The sequence below is a fragment of the Roseibium sp. RKSG952 genome, assembly GCF_009711355.1.
In genome coordinates this window covers 13,973-31,787 of sequence record NZ_SMMF01000901.1, presented here as the reverse complement: position 1 = coordinate 31,787, position 17,815 = coordinate 13,973, and the positions used below count along the sequence as shown (strand labels likewise).

The following is a 17,815-nucleotide window of genomic DNA, read 5'->3' as shown; positions in this document are numbered from 1 at the left end:
TTGCACTATGCCCAAGGGCTTCGGCGCAGACAATGCAGACTGACACCGGGACAACCGCAAGCCTTCCTGCAAAGCGCTCAGCTGTCGAGGACCTCCTTGACCGTCGTCGCCAGCTGCTTCAGCGTGAAGGGCTTGGGCAAAAAGAAGAACTTCTCGTTTTCCGGCAGGTTTTCCTCGAACGCATCCTGCGCATAACCCGACACGAAGATGATCTTCAGGTCAGACCGGATCTTGCGCAACTCGACCAGCAGCGTCGGCCCGTCCATTTCCGGCATCACCACATCGGACACGACCAGATCGACCTTGCCGCCTGTCTCGTTCATGACTTCAAGGGCTTCCGTACCGGATGACGCTTCGTGGACCGTGTAGCCGCGCGACGCTAGGGCCCTTGCCGCAAATGCCCGCACAGCCTCCTCGTCTTCGACCAGAAGAATAGATGCCGAACCGGTCAGGTCCGCGACCTTTTCCTTTTCCGGTTCTTCTGCCTCCGGCTTCCTGGATTCTTCGACCGCCGGCACAAACCGCGGAAGGAACAGCCGGAAAGTCGTCCCCGAATCGGTTTCCGAGCTGCAGAAGACAAACCCGCCGGTCTGCTTGACGATGCCGTAGACGGTTGACAGCCCAAGTCCGGTTCCCTTGCCGACTTCCTTTGTCGAAAAGAACGGATCGAAAATCTTTTCCATGATGCCGGATGGAATCCCGTGACCGGTATCCTCCACCTCGATCAACGTATATTCGCCCGGCGGCATGCCGCGGGTGTTCTCGAACGTGGTCGATTCCGCCTCCGGGACATTCCGCGTCCGGATGGTCAGGCGCCCGCCGTCGGGCATGGCATCCCCGGCATTGACCGCCAGATTGACAATCACCTGCTCAAGCTGGTTCACATCCGCCATCACCGGCCACAAATCCCGGCCATGGATCACCTTGAGTTCGACTTTCTCGCCAAGCAGCCGGTCGAGCAGAATGGAGAGGTCCGCCAGCACGTCATTCAGGGACAGTCTCTGCGGGCGCAAGGTCTGGCGGCGCGAAAACGCCAGCAACTGGCGTACCAGACCGGCCGCCCGGTTGGCATTCTGCTTGATGTTCATGATGTCCTGAAACGACGGGTCAGTCGGGCGGTGGCTTGCCAGAAGCAGATCCGAGAACCCGATGATCGCGGTCAGGACGTTGTTGAAGTCATGCGCCACGCCGCCGGCGAGCTGACCGATCGCCTGCATCTTCTGGCTCTGGGCGAACTGCGCTTCCAATGCCCGCTGCTGCGTGGTCTCCAGCGCATAGACGATTGCCGCCTCGCCGTCGCCTTCCCCGTCCTCGACGGCGGAAATGTAGAAGGTCGCCGAGCGCACGTCATTTCCCTCGCTCAAGGGTATGTCGATCGGGGCAATCTTGCTGATGCCCCGGGCCGCCGAGGACAGCGCCTTGCCAAGATCCCCGCGCCCGCTCTCGGCAACGTAGTCGGTCAGCTTGGGTGACTCGCTCGAAAGATCGACGGTCGAGAACAGCCTGAGAAACGGCGCGTTGGTTCTGAGAACCCGGCCTTCGTGGTCCAGCGAGGCAATTGCAATCGGCGTGTTGTTGAAAAACCGCGCGAACCGGACTTCTGCGGCGCGCAGCGCCTCGGAAACCTCCTCGCCGCGCGACCGGTTCAGCACCAGCGTCCGGCTGTCACCGGGAAGTCCGTTCTCGCCAAAAGGCACCTTGTGCAGCAAACGCACGGGAAAGCTGCGTCCGCTCCGGGTCACGAAGTCCAGATCGAGTGTCTCGCTGCGAACTTCTCCCGCATGCCCCTTCAAGGACCGGATCAGCTCGGTTCCATCGCCACGGACAATGGCATTCAGGTTCAGTTCACCTGCCTGGAACTGCGCCAGATCATATCCCAGCCAGTCGGCCAGGGTCGCATTGAGATAGACAACGCGGCCCGAATTGTCGCAGGAAAAGAACCCGGCTGGAGCGTGATCGAGAAAGTTGATGACCCGCTGGAGTTCCTGAAACGAGTCCTCCTGTTCCGCCCGGTCCCGGGTGATGTCCGAGATTTGCCAGACGGCAAGAACCTGCCCCGAACCGCCCTCGCTCCGCGACGTCGCGATGGGGCGTACGGTAACCCGGTACCAGCACGCCGGACCTTCCGGCCGGCCGAGCGGGTGCCCCATGCGGATCTCTTCTTGCGCGCGCCGTCCTTCGCGCATGGCATGGGACAACCGGAAGATCGCATCGGCGGCTTCCGGGTCATGGGAAAAGACCCGTTCGACCACTCTGACGTCAGCGGATGCTTGGGCACCGGTCAGGCCGGCATAGGCCTGATTGGCGTAAATCAGCCGTCCATCGAGATCGGTGACCAGTGCCCCGTCATCGAGACTGTTCAAGAACGCGGTGGCGATCGGGTTGCGGGAGGAACGCGACGACAGGTGCAAGATACCGATTGCCCCGGCGAACAGGCAAAAGACGCCAATGACCGCCAGCACCCCGAGAAAGCCAAGCACAAACGGGCGTGCCACGGTCTCTTCGAGCGAAACAAAAGCCGCGACCGCGCCGATCAGGAGGACGGTCAGCATGATCAGCAACCAGATGCTGCCCGATCGCTCTGGCCGGTCGATCACCGGTGCCATCGGCGCACTGTTCAGATCATTCATGCTTTGCTCCCCCGGCGCGATTCATCGGCACAGACCCGCTCCAACTTTTCGATGCCCGCAAGCGAAGATCAACCGCAGACCTGTCAGTTTCCGCGCCAGCTCGTCCGCTTTCGCATCTTAAAGACGAAGCCGATCACTTCGGCCACCGCTTTGTAATGCTCTTCGGGGATTTCCTGTTCGATTTCAACATTTGCATAAAGCGCACGGGCGAGCGGAGGGTTCTCGACAACCGGTATGTCCGCCTCCTTCGCAACTTCGCGTATTTTCAAGGCAACCGCATCCACCCCCTTGGCCAGACACAGCGGCGCGCCCATGGCGTCTTCGTATTTGAGTGCAACCGCATAGTGGGTCGGGTTCGTCACGACGACGGTGGCCTCCGGCACTGCGGCCATCATGCGCTTGCGCGCCCGCTCCATGCGGAGTTGCCGGATCTTTCCCTTGATCAGAGGGTCGCCCTCGGTCTGTTTGTACTCTTCCTTGACTTCGCGCAGGGTCATTTTCTGCTTCTGGAACCACGTGTGCCGCTGATAGAGAAAATCAGCGCCCGCAATGACAGTCATGGCTGCGAGCACTGCCGCCAGAAGCTGGAGGATCAGTACACGGGCTTCTTCGAGAACGATCGTCGTGTCGGCAAAGATCATGATTTCCGCTTCGTCCCGATGCGGCCACAGCACGGCAACCATCAGGGCCCCGACAATCACGAGCTTCAGCATGCCCTTTGCGAAATTCATGAGGCTCTGGCTTGAAAACAGCCGCTTGAACCCGGAGACCGGCGATATCTTGGAAAGTTTCGGTTTGATCGTCTCGGTGGTGAACAGCATTTGATGCTGAACCAGATTGCCGGCAACCGCCATCAGGACAACGACAAGGAGCGGAACGGCAACAATCAGCGCCACCATGAAGCCCGTATTGCGCCAAAGATGGCCGAGGGCAGTGCCATCAGTCGGAATATGATGCGCGTGTTCCAGATAGCCCTTGAGTTCGCTTCCAAGCAGGCTGACCACCGTTGGCGCAAAGAACGCGATCATGATAGTCGCCCCGGCCAGCGTGAACCAGGTGCTGACTTCCTGCGACTTCGCCACATCCCCCTTTTCATGCGCTTCGCGCAAGCGTTTGTGTGTGGGGTCCTCGGTTTTTTCCGAGTCGTCGGTATCGTCGGCCATCGGAACTCCCTAACCGGCGATAAACTTGCCGAGCGATTGCTGGAAATGGTCCAGGTAGAACATCATGATGGTGGCCACAAGAACCATGAGAAGCAACAGTCCGAGCGTAATGTTTACAGGCATGGCAATGAAAAAGATCTGAAGCTGCGGCATCAGCTTGTTCAACAGCCCGAGCCCGAAATAGAAAACAATGCCCACCACCAGAAACGGCGCGCTCATGCGCATGGCGATGGAAAACATTTCGGCAACCGCCTGAACGGCATATTGGGAGAAGTCGCCGACAGGAACAGCGTTTCCGGGCGGAAAAAGCTCAAAGCTGTCATGCAGGGCGGCGATGATCAGATAGTGGGTATCGGTCACGAACACCAATGTCACCCCGAGGAGCACCAGAAAGTTGCCGAACAAGGCCCCTTGCTGGCCTTCGTTCGCAACATCCGATCCAAGCGCAAACGCCATCCCCGACTGGCTCGCCATGATCATGCCGGCGGTGCTGAGGGCCGAAGTGATCAGACGGGCACTCAGACCGATGGCAAATCCCACAGCCATTTCCCTTGCCAGAAAGCCCAGGAGGCGCGGCAGGCTGGAGACCAGGTCGGGCGGATAATCGGCCGAGGCCATCGGATAGAGCACAAAGGTGATGGCAAGGGCGACGGACAGTCTGATCCGGGTCGGGATCGTGCTTTCCCCCAGTGCGGGCAGCAGCATGATCATGGTGCCAAGGCGCGCGAATATCAAAAGGAAGGTCGCGGTCACCTCGGGCAGAAAGGACAGGTTGACCGTCATGAACCGGCCCGCCTCAGGAGGTGGTAAGGATGAGTTCGGTCAAACGCGCCATATATGCTGCCAGCGCCTGCCCCATGAAGGGCAGGCTGATCATCAGCGTCACGAAGATCGCAAGGATCTTCGGAACGAAAACGAGGGTCATTTCCTGGATTTGCGTCAAGGCCTGAAACAGGGCGATCACGACACCGACGCCGAGACCGACGAGCATGGCGGGCGCTGCGATCAAAATCATCGTCCAGACGCCTTCGCGTGCTATGTCGAGTACTTCTCCTCCAGTCATCGCCCGCCCCGGTCAGGTGGTTAAATCGGCATGCGCATGATTTCCTCATAGGCCGAAATCACGCGGTCGCGCACGGTTACCATCGTTTCCAGCGCCACTTCGGTTTCCGCAATCGCGGTCACCACGTCAACGACATCCGCCTTGCCTTCCACAAGGCCGATCGCTTTTTGGTCCGCAGCCTGCCCCTTATCCACAACGCTCTCGACAGCCTGATGAACCATCTGGCCAAAATCGGGCCGGCTGCCGGCTTCAAGGGGCGGTTCTGCGGGCATGGCCTGCCCGGCGAGTCGCTGAACCATCTGATAGGCGTTGCTGGCAATTGACGGCGTGGACATGGTCTCGGTCTCTTAGTCGTTACTCTTGAAGCAATCCCGCTTCAGGCCCGCAGGATGTCGATCGTGCGCTGAAGCATCTGGCGGGTTGCCTGAATGGCATTGAGGTTGGCCTCGTAGGAGCGCTGCGCCTGCTGCATGTCGACGGTCTCGACCAGCGTGCTGACATTCGGCTCCCGAATCATCCCGTTCGCGTCTGCGGCCGGGTGGCCGGGCTCGTGCCGGGTTTTGAACTCCGACTGATCCTCGGCAATGCGCCCAAGCTCGACCACATCAGCGCCGACTTCCTTGTCAAAGTGACTGCGAAAGGTCGGTATCTTGCGGCGGTAGGGATCTTGTTCAGGGGTTGTGGCGACCGAGTTTGCGTTCGCGATGTTTTCCGCGATCACCTTCATGCGCCCGGTCTGGGCCTTGAGGCCCGAGGCTGAAATGAAAAGGGATTTGATGAGGTCCATCGCTCAAACTCCTAGGCCGTCAGGCCGGTCAGGCATTCTTTGAAAGGGCTGTCCGCAGAAGACCCAGACCCTTGGTGTAAAGCGTGGTGGCGGCCTGATAATCCATCTGGTTCTGGGTCACCTTCATCATCTGCTCTTCAAGCACGACGCTGTTGCCGCTCGGCGTGATTTCAAAGCCCACCTCTTCGGTTCCCCGTCCAAGCGCCGAGTCTGACACTGCTCCGGTGAGGTGCCCGCTGTCGGTGCGCACGGTCTGCAGGGGCATTGTCTGGCGCTCGACATGATCCCTGAACGAATAGGCTTTCAGGTCTTTGGCGCCGTATCCGGGTGTATCCGAATGGGCGATATTTTGTGAAAGCACACCCTGGCGGACCTGATGCCATTGCATTTTCGACTTCAAGGCCTGAAACAGAGGCAGATCCGTAAGCGCCATAAGGGTCACCTTGCATTAACCAACCGTGACAAGGTTTCGCCGCAATTGGTTAACGATCCATTAATAATATGAAGTGCCAGTGCCTTAGCTGTATAAATGCCGCAGCAACTCCGGTACTTGTCTTGCAAAACGCAACAAGGCTCGTCACAGGAAGAGCAGGCTCTCCGGCTTCCTGTTAACCCTGCGCCCGGACAGCGTTTCGAAGCCTGCCCCGGTTGCGCTTCAAAACACCCGGGCGAGCGCAGCCGCAAAAATGCCGCAAGTGCTTTGCAGCCTTGCATGAAGAGGTTTGTATGTACGAATGGATTGAAAGCACATTCGGTCTCGGGGACGGACTCGCAAGGTCAATCAGCTTTGTCGTCTCTCTGGCCATGGTCCTGGGTCTGGTTGCCATCTTTTTCTTTATCCTGAAGAAGCTGGCAGGCGGGCGCATCAACCCGATCCGGGGGCGCCAACCCCGGATCGCCGTGACTGATTCTGCCACCGTGGACACACGCCGCCGCCTTGTCCTGGTCCGCCGGGACAATGTGGAACACCTGATCCTGATCGGAGGTCCGACCGACGTTGTGGTCGAACAGGGCATCACCCGCGGCAAGACAACTGGCACCCCGCCCGCACCGTCAGCGCCGGGTCCGAGACTGGACGAGGGCGACGTGCCCCCGCCGCGCCCTTCGGCAGAAAACCGGCTGGCATCCGCGCCAAAAGCCGCAGCGCCAAAGATGCAAGACCGGGTGGCCGATGTCCCGGCTGCGGCCGCCGCTCCGCGGACACCTCCCGCAAACCAGTCACAACCGGCTCCGGAGCCCAGCCCAAAAACACCCTCGGCACCAGCCGCGCCCCGTCCTCCCGTGCAAAATTCAAAACCCGCAGCGGCTTTGGGGCCGGCAATCGACACAAGCTTGCCGAAAAAAGCCACAGTGGAAACCGCCAAGGCAGAACCACGAACCTCTTCCGCAAGTGAGCCAGGCAAAAAAGACTTTGTGACCAGCTTCGCAGACAGCGTCGCGCGCCCGACAGGCAGCCGGACCAAGTCTCAAGCCGCCTCCCCCCGGCAAGTCACACCGCCAGCCTCGGGTCCCGCCTCACGCGTCAGGACCGCCCTGTTTTCCGGCAAGGGACAAGAGACGCGCAGCGAACCTTCCTTTTCTTCATCATCCGACCAGATCCCGGCAGACGTTTACGGCGATGACCAGACAATGAGCCCGGTGCTCAAGGCAGATATCGTGCCGCCGGTATCTTCAGGCTCTGCCCCTCCGATTGCAGCACCTTTCAAGCCGTCCCCTCACGCACAGACTTCGCCTAGCGTATCTCATGTCACAAATACTGAGGATAAGCCGCCCCGGCAGGCTGCAACGGCGCTCAAAGACGGTCACACTGCGCCAGAGGCGAATCTTGTGATGACGCCGAAGGTGAGCGGACCGGACCAAACTCTGCCGGTCGATGACAGAAATCCGATTGAGGATGAGATGGCGAAACTCCTAGGCGAGTTCCACGGGCCCAAAAAATGATCAAAAGACGGCTTGGCCGTCCTTTTGGATGGGTGGGACTTTTGGCCGGCCTCGCCGGCCTTTCTGTGTGTCTGGCGGCGCCTGCATTTGGTCAGGCCATCACGCTCGACTTTTCAAACGATTCCACGGTGACGGAACGCGCGGTTCAGCTGGTTGCGCTGCTCACCGTGTTGTCGCTTGCCCCATCGTTTCTGGTGATGGTGACGAGTTTCACCCGGATCGTGGTCGTACTGTCGCTCTTGCGGTCGGCAATCGGCCTGCAGACGGCCCCGCCAAACACGGTCATGATCAGTCTGGCGCTGTTTCTCACCGCGTTCATCATGGCCCCCACGATCGAGCAGGCCTATGACGAGGGCGTCAAACCCCTCGTGGAAGGCAGCATCGACATCACCCAGGCCTTCGAGCGCGCGTCCGGCCCGTTCCGCACGTTCATGTTGAAACAGGTCCGCGAATCGGACCTCGCATTGTTCCAGGAAATGTCCGGGCAAAGTGCGCCGGAAGGCCCCGAAGAGGTCTCCTTGCGTGTCCTTGTTCCGGCATTCATGATCAGTGAACTGAGACGCGCCTTCGAGATCGGGTTTCTGCTTTATCTCCCGTTTCTGATCATTGATCTGGTCATCGCATCGGTTCTGATGTCCATGGGCATGATGATGCTGCCGCCGGTCGTGATTTCATTGCCGTTCAAGCTGATCTTCTTCGTGCTGGTGGACGGCTGGAACCTGGTTGCGGGCTCACTGATCCAGAGTTTCGGGGGCGGATAGCAAACAGGTTCGAAAAGACCGCGCGTGCAATTAACCCTGCCGGCCGGCTCGCGTTTGATTGATAACACATCCCGCACACGCTATGGACGTGCCTTGGCCTGCCGTGGCAATAATAGTGGACGTCACGGCAACAATTGATTCGCCCCAAACCTGGTTGATGGCTCGTGCTGCAAGAACACCTTTTAGATCTGGCCAGACTCAAGGCACCGGAGGCAAGATCCGAACTTGTCCGGCAACTCATGGCCGAATATCACAGGTCCGGTGATCGTGTTCCAACAGAGGTCGAAAAGGACCTGTTCTGCAAGATCGTTGTCACCGTCTTCGATCAACTGTCGACGCGGGTAAGGGCAGAGCTGGCTGCCGGTCTGGCGCGCACCGAACATTTGACCCCCGAACTTGCAGACAAGCTGGCCTTCGACCAGTTCGACATCTCGCGCCCGGTGATCGAAAGCTGCAAGTCGGTCAGCCATGATACTTTGCTCCGGCTCGCGCGCGAAGGCTCGGACCTCCACAGGATGGCCTTGGCCAGCCGCCACGATCTCACGGAAGACATTTCCGACGTCTTGGTCGCACGAGGTGCGCGAACCGTCTGCCATATCTTGCTCGCCAATCTCGCCGCGCCGATTTCCCTTAGGGCCAGCGTGGCAATCCTGATTTTCGCCACCCACGAACATGACACGCTTGCCGCTCTCGCGAAGCGCGCCCTTCAGGATCAGGCGTTCCGGAAGACACAGGAACAAATCATCGAGACCCGCTTTCCAATGGTCCCCCCGGTTCTTGTCTCGGCAATTGAAACCGATGGACTGGATCGTCTGGCTGCCAGCTGCCCCAGCTTGAAAAACGATCCCGTCAGGCTCTTCGCCCGTGCAGCTCCGAATACAGGTCCTAGGCAATGGCACCTTCCCGGTGGCGACCTGTCATTCGATGCGCTGGTACAGGCTCTGTTGAACGAAGACCGTCTCGATGCCGTGATCTGGCTCATCAGCCGGGAGCTGGGACTGAGCCTCAAGGCGGTTACGGAGACCGTCCACTCTCATGCCAATATCACGATCATGATGTTGCTGTTGCAGGCCGGTATCAGCACCCGCACCTACCGCTGCTTTCTTGAGCGCCGATGCGCACTTCTCGACCGCGGCACGCGGGAGATCCCGGCCCTTGTATCGCGCTTCAAGAGCGAAAGGCAGAGGCAGGCCCGTCAAGCCGGCTGACCCGCCTAACGGGCGCGCGGTCTGCACGCCATCCCATTGCATTGGCTGTGCTCTACAGCAGGCCGCTTCAGGATTCGGCATTCCCGTTGGCTGCCGCCACCTGCCCCGTGTCCGAGGCCGGGGTCATGTATTGCCGCCGATACTCGTCCATGAAGGTTTCCAGCGTATCGGTGTTGGCGAGCGCGTTGGCAACTTCGAGAAACTCGACGCCCTGCGTCTCGATCGGTCTTGTGACAACCTCGAAGGCCAGAGCGTGTTCGCTATCGGACATCTTTTGCATGTATTTGGTCCGAAGCCGGTCCAGACTGAGTTGGTCCCCGGCAAGGGAATAGGCAATCGCGGCCCTGAGAATGTCCTCACGCTCTTGCGGGGCCAGGGCAATGTGGTCCGACCACCTTGACCCGTGCATGGCCTCAAGCTCCTCGCCTGCTTCCCGCCAGCTCTGGGCCGCCCAGAACGTGTCGGCACGCAGCCGGTCAACATCAGCGCCGCGCATGTTCCGCACCAGTTCCAGCGCCAGATCGGGACGGCCACTTGCAGTCAGCGCCCGCGCTTCGACAATGTTGCGTTGGCGCTCCAGCGTGGAGGGCAGATTGCTCTGCCGGGTGATGCTCAACACCCGCAGCGCCTCTTCCTGCTTCCGGTCCATAAGGTAGATCGCAGCCAGATCAGCGGCTATCTGGGCACGGGCAGCACCCTTGAGCCGGTTATCGACCTGATGGCGCAACAGTTCGGCCGCCTGGTCGAGCAGGTCCACTTCCACGAGACGCTTTGCCAGAACACGAACCATTTCATCACCCTGACGGCCAACCGGCGTCAATTCGCGGAAGTCGTAATAGAGGGCAAGCGCCTTGATCGGCGACAACACGTCAACCTTGCCGTCAAGATAGAGCGTGGCAAACAGCGCCTTCATCTCTTCCTGCAAAAGCCGCGTCGTATCCGCGTCCGCATCCGCCTGCAGAGCGGATTTCATGGCCTCGAAAGCCTCCCGGTAATTGCCCTTTTCCGCCTGAAGCCGCGCCAGAAACCGCAGGGTCTTGAGCTCGATCTCATCCCCCCTCCAGGACGTTGCCAGCCCCGAAAGCCGGTGGATGGCTTCATCGATCCCCAAATCCCCGTCCCGGTACCGGATCTGCAAGGCGCGGTACTCGGCTTCTGCAGCACGCGGCCGGTCATCGGACTTCATCACCATGTCAAAGACGGTCAGGGCTTCCCGGGAACGCCCGGAGGCATCGGCAACCCGGCCCCTCAGAATGTCATAGCGCGCCGCCTGCGCCGCGGACACCGAACTCGGTTCGATCTCTGCGAGGATCCCGCTGGCCACTCCGAAGTCATTGGACTCGATCATGGCCTGGGCTGCGGCAAGGTTGAACTCCGCCTGGATCGGAGCCGGATAGTTTCCGATAACGGCCCGTCCCCGTGGCATGGATATGCGGGCACTCGTCCAGTTTCCCAAGGCGGTATCAACAATGGTTTGCCAGATCGCGGCATCAGGACTGTTCTTGAGGTCGGGCCGGTTCAAATAAGGATGCGCCTCTTCCGGCCTGTTGGCCATGGCCTGAGCCGCACCCATCATCAGGTTGAACGAACTGTTCTCCGCAAGGGCCGGATCTTCCTCGACCGCAAGCTTCATCAGCCCGAGGGCTTCCGGCGCGAATTGATGGGCCAGATAGAACCGGGACATCTCCATCAGGATTTCGCGGCGATCACCTTCCGGCGCTGCGCTGAGACGGTCTTGCAAGGAATGCAACCGGTCCCGATAGGACCCGGGCCCATTGGTCGACAGGGCCACAAACTCCACATGACCGGGACCGTTCGGATCGATCACATTGTTGAACACACTTGAGCCGGTTCGAAGGTTCCTGTTGGACAGGAACAGTCCGCCATCCCGCTGGATCAGGACATCATCGCCAACAATCGCAAGACTGACACCGTCGGACCTCGGAGCGATTGCAATCCCGTGAGCCGAGCTCAGGGCATCCAGATCGACAAAACTTTGTGTCTTCAAAAGGCCGCGCGGCGGGCCGAAGCCGGTAACCAGCGTGATCGTGTCCCCCACGAACGGGTCTTCAATCTGCCGGATGGCGTGCGGCTGCTTGAACAACACGCGAAGCGCCGCTTCGCCGTCACCGAGTACATTCCGCTCAAGCTTCAGCGGGATCGAAGGCTCTATGATCAGGTCACCGATCACGAGGGACCAGGCATTCCCGTCAATCCCTGCCGTGGCCAGCACCGGGTCAACCATATCCATGCGCAGCGTCTGATAGCCGTCATACTGGCGAACGGAAACCTCCTCCGCAGTATCGGAAAGGGCTGATGCCAGAGCACGCACGTCTATCGTCGCATCGGTGTCAAACACCAGCCAGATGCTGCTGTCCCGCCGGAAGACCGCACTGGCAACGGGCTCCGAGAACGGAAACACGACGCGGACCGTGTTTCCGATCCGCCGCGCCTCGGCGGCAACAAAGGCCCGGGCTTCGTCACCGGCATTTTCAGGCGGCTGTTCGGGCGATCCTGCGTCCGCGTGATTGCGCCCGCCATTTGCGCGCCAGACATCGCTTGTTGCGCTGTCGACATTCAGGTCCATGGGCGGCGGCACGTCCCGATCCGCCCCACGTGAGTAACTTCGGGTTTGCCCCCCAATCGCGGCAGAGGCAACCTCATCAGCGGCAGCCGATGCAGGCGCCGGGACCGGGCGCGGCTGATTCTCCGCAACATCTGCAGGCGGGGATACAGGCTCGCCTCCGACAGCCTCCGGAACGGCCGGAGGGGAACCAACCTGAAGCTTCGGCTCCGGCTGCAAGGCCGCCTGAGAGGCGGCTGGCGGACGCTGTTCAGAAGTGTCGGGCGGCGGAACCGCCAGAGGCGTTCCAGATCGGGATGAACCGCCTTCGGCCTGCGACGGCAAAATCGGCTTCCGCCTTGGAATGTTCGATGCAAGTCTGCTTGTTGGCGGCACGTCTGTTGCCGCCGAGCTCACGGCACCGGGAACTGCAGCCTGGTTATCCGCAGCAGACGCAGCCGCCGTGGCAGGCGCTTCCCTTTGCGTCCGGGGCGCCGGAGGCGTGTCCTGTGCCGGAGGTACGCCGTCAAACGCGACCGCAGTATCGGCTTCCGTCCCGGATGCCGCCCCTTGACTTCCTGCCTGGTGACCGTCGACACGTCTAATTTCTGCAGGACCATCGCCGGGCCGCACCCCGGTGGCGACAACAACATCCTCCCACGAGTCATTCATTGTGCCCGACAAGCGGCTGTCGATCAGGGCATTCACCGAATCCGTGGCGTTGCCGGGCCGGTTCGGCGTTATGTCGATGACATAGGTCCGGTCTTCACGGAACGCCCGAATGTCCACCGACGGCTCGACACGCATCAAGAACTTCAGTTTTCCCTCGTCGAGAAAAGCGGTCGCATCGACGACACCGTCCGGCAACCGGGCTTTCAGTTCGGAGACGTCCAGTTGGGCCGGATGATTGAACGTGACCCGAATCAGGTCGTCTTCGCGGACAAAGGCACTGTCGAACAGGATCGACCAGTCAAACACCAGCCGGGTGAATGTGGGATGCTGTCCGACCCGCAAACTGACGGCCGGTCCCTCCTGTGCTTTCAATCGCGCCTGTTCAAGCGACCGGGCGCGCCGCAGGGCCTCTTCCGCACGTTGCGCAAGGTCCCGGACAACATCGTCAGGAAGGCCGGGTGGATGCCCTTGCCAGGTTGAAGGCAACAGGTCGACAAACAGCTTTTCTCCGGCCTCAAGCGTGTTGATGCGAAAGCGCTCCTTCAGCGCAAAACGAATCGCACTGCCATCCGGATCGCTGCGTGCAATGCTGATGTAATCGCCGAGATAGAGCGGGACATCATCCACGTTGATGTCTATCGGCTCCTCGAAGGAAATGCGCAGGACACCTCCGGTGATAACCGCATCATAGTTTGGCAGAAGTGTCCGGTCCTTGAACGTCAAGATCATCCGGCCATAGCCGGGCTGCGCAGCCGCTTCAACCGCAACCGGAACGCCGGTCTGGGCGCTTGCGGAGGATATGGTCAGGTACAGGACGGCAAGGCCAAGGATAATGCACTGAACGGCACTGTAAACGCCAGACCGGACCCTTGCCCCCCAACGCATTTCGTTGGCCGTCAAATTGATGTTGCGCTTTTTCACGCCCGTCTTCCCCGCAGCTTACCACCTCCCGTTTTACGCGAAGGGAGGTTAATGCGCCACTACATCGGTGCCTTAAAGTGCATCTTGCCCGGTCAGTTGGACGGGATTTTCGGCAAATCGGCCGGTTCGACCGGCATCCGCGCCATCGGGACCTGTTCCCGCGCAGCAACAACGTCGTTTTCGCCGGCCATGGCCATGGTCAAGCGCTCCGCTGCATCCGGGGACATCCTTCCCAGAATGTCGGCCATCTTGCGGGGGTTCATCTGGCGGACGATCTTCATCAGCACAGTGATGTTCAGCTGATCGAAAATCCGCGCTGCATCCTTGGCCTTCATGTTCTCATACATCGTCACCAGTCCGGCAATCTCGGCGTCTTCCTTTTGCTCCTGCTGCTGGACCGCCGTTTCGATCCGCGCCTCCATGAGTTTCAGTTCATCGAGCTTCTGCTGGATGCGCTGCTCTGTCGCCTGCAGGAGCTTCTCGCGCAGCTCGAGCTGCCCCTCCTGCTCCGCCAATGTCTCGCGTCGTTTCCCCAGGCTTTCAAGCACCGCGCGCTCGGCCGCAGAGCCTCCTATTTCCAGATTGTCCGGGAAGGCGGGCAACGGTCTGAACGGTCCGTCTGCGCCCTCCGGCAATGGCGGAACATCCAGGGTGTCCGGCGGCGGTGCGGGCTGTGTATTCACGTTTTGAGCGACGGCTTCGCGAACGGCCGCAACACGGGGTTCCTCGTTGAATGCAAATCCCAGCAGCTTCAGCAGGAGCAAGGCACCCGCCGAGATCGCGACCAGGGGAAGCAGTCTCACATTCATGCAGCCGCACCTTCCGCCCGGCGGCGGATCCGTTCCAGACGTGCCGCGGCTTCTGACGCAGCGCTTCGGATCTCCTGTGTCCGGCTTGGCCGGGTGCGGGGGGATTGAGCCGTGGCGGGAGCAAACTGTTGCGAAGGTGCCCCGCGGCCGGGTTCCGTGGTCCGGGCGGCTACGGCGATCTGGCTGATCCGGTCAAAGACCGCATCGCCTTCGTCCAGCTGCTCGGACAGTTGCAAGGACATCCGTTCCGCCTCCTGCAGCCGGTTGCCGAGGGTCTCGTCCGCTTCGTTGGCCGTGGCTTTCAAACCGATGATCGCCCTTTCGGCAATTTCGGTTGCCGTCATCAGCTCGGAGATGGTGGCGCGCAGGGTCTGTTCGTCAGACCGCAGACGCTGAAGCCGGTTGTTCAGCATCCAGCAATAGCCAATTGTCACCACAAGCAAGACCGCAACCAGGGCTTCGATCATCATCCCGATGGGCAAGGTGCTCATGAGGTCTCCAATTCGCTTTGCAGGGCCCGCTCGAAGGCGGCCAGTGTCATTTTCGGTTTTTTCAGGTTCTTCGAAACGCGGATGGCAATCGAATCATCCACCTTCCCGAGCGTTCCCTCGGTCAACGGAACATTCTTGCACTTGACGGTGATCGGATCACTCGGTTCGAGATCAAACACAAGGGTTTGGCCGACATCCAGGTTCAAAACGCGCCCGAGCGGCAAGTATGTCTCGTACAACACCGCAGCGACCTCGACCTCGGCAGCGTGGATTTCAGTGGCCAGATGGCCTTCCCAGATCGGGTCGCGGCCGAATTTCTCACCCATGAACATCTGAAGCAGAAGATCGCGGATCGGCTCCAGCGTGGCGTAGGGCAGCATGATTTCGACAGTGCCGCCGCGGTCTTCCATGTCGATCCGCAACTCCACGAGGATCGCGGCATTTGCAGGCCGCGAGATCGCTGCAAAACGCGGGTTCGTCTCAAGCCGTTCAAGATTGAAATGCACCGGAGACAGCGGGGCAAACGCCTGCATCGCGTCTTGCAGAATGAGTTCCACCATCTGCTGCACCAGATTGGTTTCGATGGTGGTATAGGGGCGGCCTTCGACACGCGCGGCCGTCGTGCCGCGCCCTCCGCCCAGAAGCACGTCGATAATCGAGTAGATCAGACTGGATTCGACGGTTACAAGCCCGAAACCGTCCCATTCCTCCGCCTTGAAAACCCCGAGGATCGCCGGAAGCGGGATCGAGCTCAAATAGTCTCCGAACCGGACGGAACTGATCGAATCGAGCGATACTTCCACATTGTCGGAGGTGAAATTGCGCAGGGATGTCGTGGTCAGCCGCACCAGGCGGTCGAACACGATTTCCAGCATCGGCAGGCGCTCGTAGGACACCATTGCCGAGTTGATGAGGGCCCGGATGCCGCTTTGCTCCCCGGCAATCGTGTCCTCGATGTTGAAGCCCAGAAGGTTGTCGATTTCCTCCTGATTGAGAACACGGTCGGCCCCTCTGGTGGCGTTTTCCAGGTCCGGCTCGCTGTCGTCGATCATGGCAGCCCATTGTGCTGCCATATCGTCGGAATTGCCTGCCCCCTGCTCTTCCAGAGCCGCGCCCCAGGCTGCTGCCAGATCGTCATCGTCCGGGCCGCCGGTACCCTGCTCTGCAAGCGCTACGCCCCAGGCATCCGCCATATCTTCTTCAGACAGGACATCATCATCGTCAATGTTCGCCATGATGCACCTTCATTGAACGAGGATCTCCTTGAAGAGAACGCCTTCCACGCGCGCCGGATAAACAGCCAGATTGATTCGCCGCAACAGCTCTTCCTTGAGCCTGAATAGCCCAGCGGACCCTTCAAGATCCGCCGGGCGCAGCTCGCGGAGATAAATCTGAAATGCATCCAGAATGCGCGGCATGAAGGGCTGGATTTGCTCGATCATGGCCCGGTTTTCGACCTCAAGCGCAATCCGGACCCGCAAATAGGTCGTGCGGCCCTCGGTTGCCAGATTCACGGTCATTTCCGGAAGGTCGAAAAACACCACCGGCCGCTGAAACCCGCCGCCACCGGCGACCGTGACAGACGTATCGCGCATCAGCGCAGGTCCGTCCTCGGCGTAAAGGATGTAATAGGCCGTGCCCGCAATCAGTATCAGAAACAGCGCACCAAACAGCGAGAACAGCACAAGCCGTCTGCTGCGGGATTTCGCAGTTGCCTTTGCTTCCGCACCGGCGTCAACATCGCCGTCTGCAGCCGTATCGTTAGCCATCCCCAACCCCAAATGGCGCTATTTCGCCCATAGGTTTCTAAAGCGTTAATGGTTAACGACAAGTTACCAATTTGTTAACCACGCCCAACCCGGCAAGAATTGCCATGACGACAATTTGTGCCGGAAAGTTTTGCCAAACGCATCCGCTGATTGGTGCTTTTACACTGGTTTCTCAAAAGCTTATTGGTTGGCACGATCCGTGCTTTTTTTAATCTGGAGCCAAAGATCTGGGGAGGTCTGCGGCTCATCGGGGAGCAATTGAGGAATCATTTATGATGGAGAACGCACAACTTGTCGCGCTGTCGCGGCAGACCGCGTTAAGGAATCAGCTGGACGTTGTCGCCAACAACATGGCCAACATCAACACCAGCGGCTACAAGTCCCAACGGGCCGTCTTTCAGGAGTTTCTCATGCCGGTTGCCGAGGCATCCGGATTTCCGAACGCGGACCAGACGCTCTCCTATGTCCATGATGCGGCGACTTTCACCGATTTCGAAATCGGCGCAATCAAGCAGTCCGGCAATGAGTTCGATCTTGCGATCGAAGGCGATGGCTTCTTTGTCGTCGAACGGCCCGAAGGCGAACAGGGCTACACGCGCAACGGCGCGTTTCATCTCGACAGCCAGGGCATGCTGGTGACCGCCGAAGGCCAGGCCGTCCTGACCGAAACCGGGCCGATCTTCTTCAACAATGACGATGGCAAGGTCGAAATTGCCCGGGACGGAACCATCTCGACCGCACAAGGGGTGCGCGGGCGGATCCAGATCGTCGATTTCGAGAACCCGCAGACCCTTGAGCAGGTCGGAGACGCGCTGTTTGCAGGCGCTGCACCGTTTCCGGTCGACAACATCCGCTTGCACCAGGGGGCGGTCGAGCAGTCAAACGTCGAAGGCGTCATGGAAATGACCCGTCTGATCGAGATCCAGCGGGCATATTCCAGCATTTCTCAATACGTCAAGGACAGCGACGACCTGCGCAAGCAGGCGATTTCCACACTCGGCAAACTTGAAGCCTGATCGCGCGCACAGGGATAGAAG

The 17,815-nt window shown here is 60.0% G+C and carries 16 protein-coding genes; 4 read left to right on the top strand and 12 right to left on the bottom strand.

The window, feature by feature from the left end; genetic code table 11:
- Positions 1-77: 77 nt before the first annotated feature.
- The 7 genes from cckA to flgB all read right to left on the bottom strand — a co-directional run bounded on the left by cckA (position 78) and on the right by flgB (position 6,076).
- Complete coding sequence (gene cckA, locus E1297_RS16700; protein WP_155140211.1) at positions 78-2,630, bottom strand: cell cycle histidine kinase CckA; 2,553 nt, start codon at positions 2,628-2,630, stop codon at positions 78-80.
- Between the two features lie 83 nt (positions 2,631-2,713).
- Positions 2,714-3,793 (bottom strand): flagellar biosynthesis protein FlhB, encoded by a 1,080-nt coding sequence (flhB, locus tag E1297_RS16695; protein ID WP_155140209.1) that lies wholly within the window; start codon positions 3,791-3,793, stop codon positions 2,714-2,716.
- A gap of 9 nt (positions 3,794-3,802) precedes the next feature.
- Positions 3,803-4,576 (bottom strand): flagellar biosynthetic protein FliR, encoded by a 774-nt coding sequence (gene fliR, locus E1297_RS16690; RefSeq protein WP_155140207.1) that lies wholly within the window; start codon positions 4,574-4,576, stop codon positions 3,803-3,805.
- A gap of 13 nt (positions 4,577-4,589) precedes the next feature.
- The gene (gene fliQ, locus E1297_RS16685; protein WP_155140205.1) at positions 4,590-4,856 is read right to left on the bottom strand and encodes a flagellar biosynthesis protein FliQ; all 267 of its coding nucleotides are present in this window, start codon (positions 4,854-4,856) and stop codon (positions 4,590-4,592) included.
- Between the two features lie 20 nt (positions 4,857-4,876).
- The gene (locus E1297_RS16680; RefSeq protein WP_155140203.1) at positions 4,877-5,191 is read right to left on the bottom strand and encodes a flagellar hook-basal body complex protein FliE; all 315 of its coding nucleotides are present in this window, start codon (positions 5,189-5,191) and stop codon (positions 4,877-4,879) included.
- A 41-nt stretch (positions 5,192-5,232) separates the two neighbouring features.
- On the bottom strand, positions 5,233-5,643 hold the full coding sequence (flgC, locus tag E1297_RS16675; RefSeq protein WP_155140201.1) for a flagellar basal body rod protein FlgC: 411 nt from the start codon (positions 5,641-5,643) through the stop codon (positions 5,233-5,235).
- Between the two features lie 28 nt (positions 5,644-5,671).
- Positions 5,672-6,076: a flagellar basal body rod protein FlgB gene (gene flgB / locus E1297_RS16670; protein ID WP_155140199.1), complete on the bottom strand. Its 405-nt coding sequence runs from the start codon at positions 6,074-6,076 to the stop codon at positions 5,672-5,674.
- Between the two features lie 293 nt (positions 6,077-6,369).
- Here flgB and E1297_RS16665 point away from each other — a divergent pair, with 293 nt between their 5' ends.
- From E1297_RS16665 to E1297_RS16655, 3 genes are all read left to right on the top strand, one after another.
- The gene (locus E1297_RS16665; RefSeq protein WP_155140197.1) at positions 6,370-7,584 is read left to right on the top strand and encodes a flagellar biosynthetic protein FliO; all 1,215 of its coding nucleotides are present in this window, start codon (positions 6,370-6,372) and stop codon (positions 7,582-7,584) included.
- Positions 7,581-8,345 (top strand): flagellar type III secretion system pore protein FliP, encoded by a 765-nt coding sequence (gene fliP / locus E1297_RS16660; protein ID WP_155140195.1) that lies wholly within the window; start codon positions 7,581-7,583, stop codon positions 8,343-8,345. The genes E1297_RS16665 and fliP overlap by 4 nt, the downstream gene beginning before the upstream one ends.
- A gap of 164 nt (positions 8,346-8,509) precedes the next feature.
- Positions 8,510-9,553 (top strand): DUF2336 domain-containing protein, encoded by a 1,044-nt coding sequence (locus E1297_RS16655; RefSeq protein ID WP_155140193.1) that lies wholly within the window; start codon positions 8,510-8,512, stop codon positions 9,551-9,553.
- A 67-nt stretch (positions 9,554-9,620) separates the two neighbouring features.
- Here E1297_RS16655 and E1297_RS16650 read toward each other — a convergent pair whose 3' ends face one another.
- The 5 genes from E1297_RS16650 to E1297_RS16630 form a co-directional block, all read right to left on the bottom strand.
- On the bottom strand, positions 9,621-13,709 hold the full coding sequence (locus tag E1297_RS16650) for a tetratricopeptide repeat protein (protein ID WP_209015823.1): 4,089 nt from the start codon (positions 13,707-13,709) through the stop codon (positions 9,621-9,623).
- A 92-nt stretch (positions 13,710-13,801) separates the two neighbouring features.
- Complete coding sequence (locus E1297_RS16645; RefSeq protein ID WP_155140191.1) at positions 13,802-14,518, bottom strand: MotE family protein; 717 nt, start codon at positions 14,516-14,518, stop codon at positions 13,802-13,804.
- Positions 14,515-15,009: a DUF6468 domain-containing protein gene (locus E1297_RS16640; protein WP_155140190.1), complete on the bottom strand. Its 495-nt coding sequence runs from the start codon at positions 15,007-15,009 to the stop codon at positions 14,515-14,517. Before E1297_RS16640 ends, E1297_RS16645 begins: the two co-directional genes overlap by 4 nt.
- On the bottom strand, positions 15,006-16,202 hold the full coding sequence (gene fliM, locus E1297_RS16635; protein ID WP_155140234.1) for a flagellar motor switch protein FliM: 1,197 nt from the start codon (positions 16,200-16,202) through the stop codon (positions 15,006-15,008). The genes E1297_RS16640 and fliM overlap by 4 nt, the downstream gene beginning before the upstream one ends.
- A gap of 51 nt (positions 16,203-16,253) precedes the next feature.
- On the bottom strand, positions 16,254-16,778 hold the full coding sequence (locus tag E1297_RS16630; RefSeq protein WP_155140188.1) for a flagellar basal body-associated FliL family protein: 525 nt from the start codon (positions 16,776-16,778) through the stop codon (positions 16,254-16,256).
- A gap of 272 nt (positions 16,779-17,050) precedes the next feature.
- Between E1297_RS16630 and flgF the strand changes: the two genes are divergently transcribed.
- On the top strand, positions 17,051-17,794 hold the full coding sequence (gene flgF / locus E1297_RS16625; RefSeq protein ID WP_209015821.1) for a flagellar basal-body rod protein FlgF: 744 nt from the start codon (positions 17,051-17,053) through the stop codon (positions 17,792-17,794).
- The last annotated feature ends 21 nt before the right edge of the window (positions 17,795-17,815 follow it).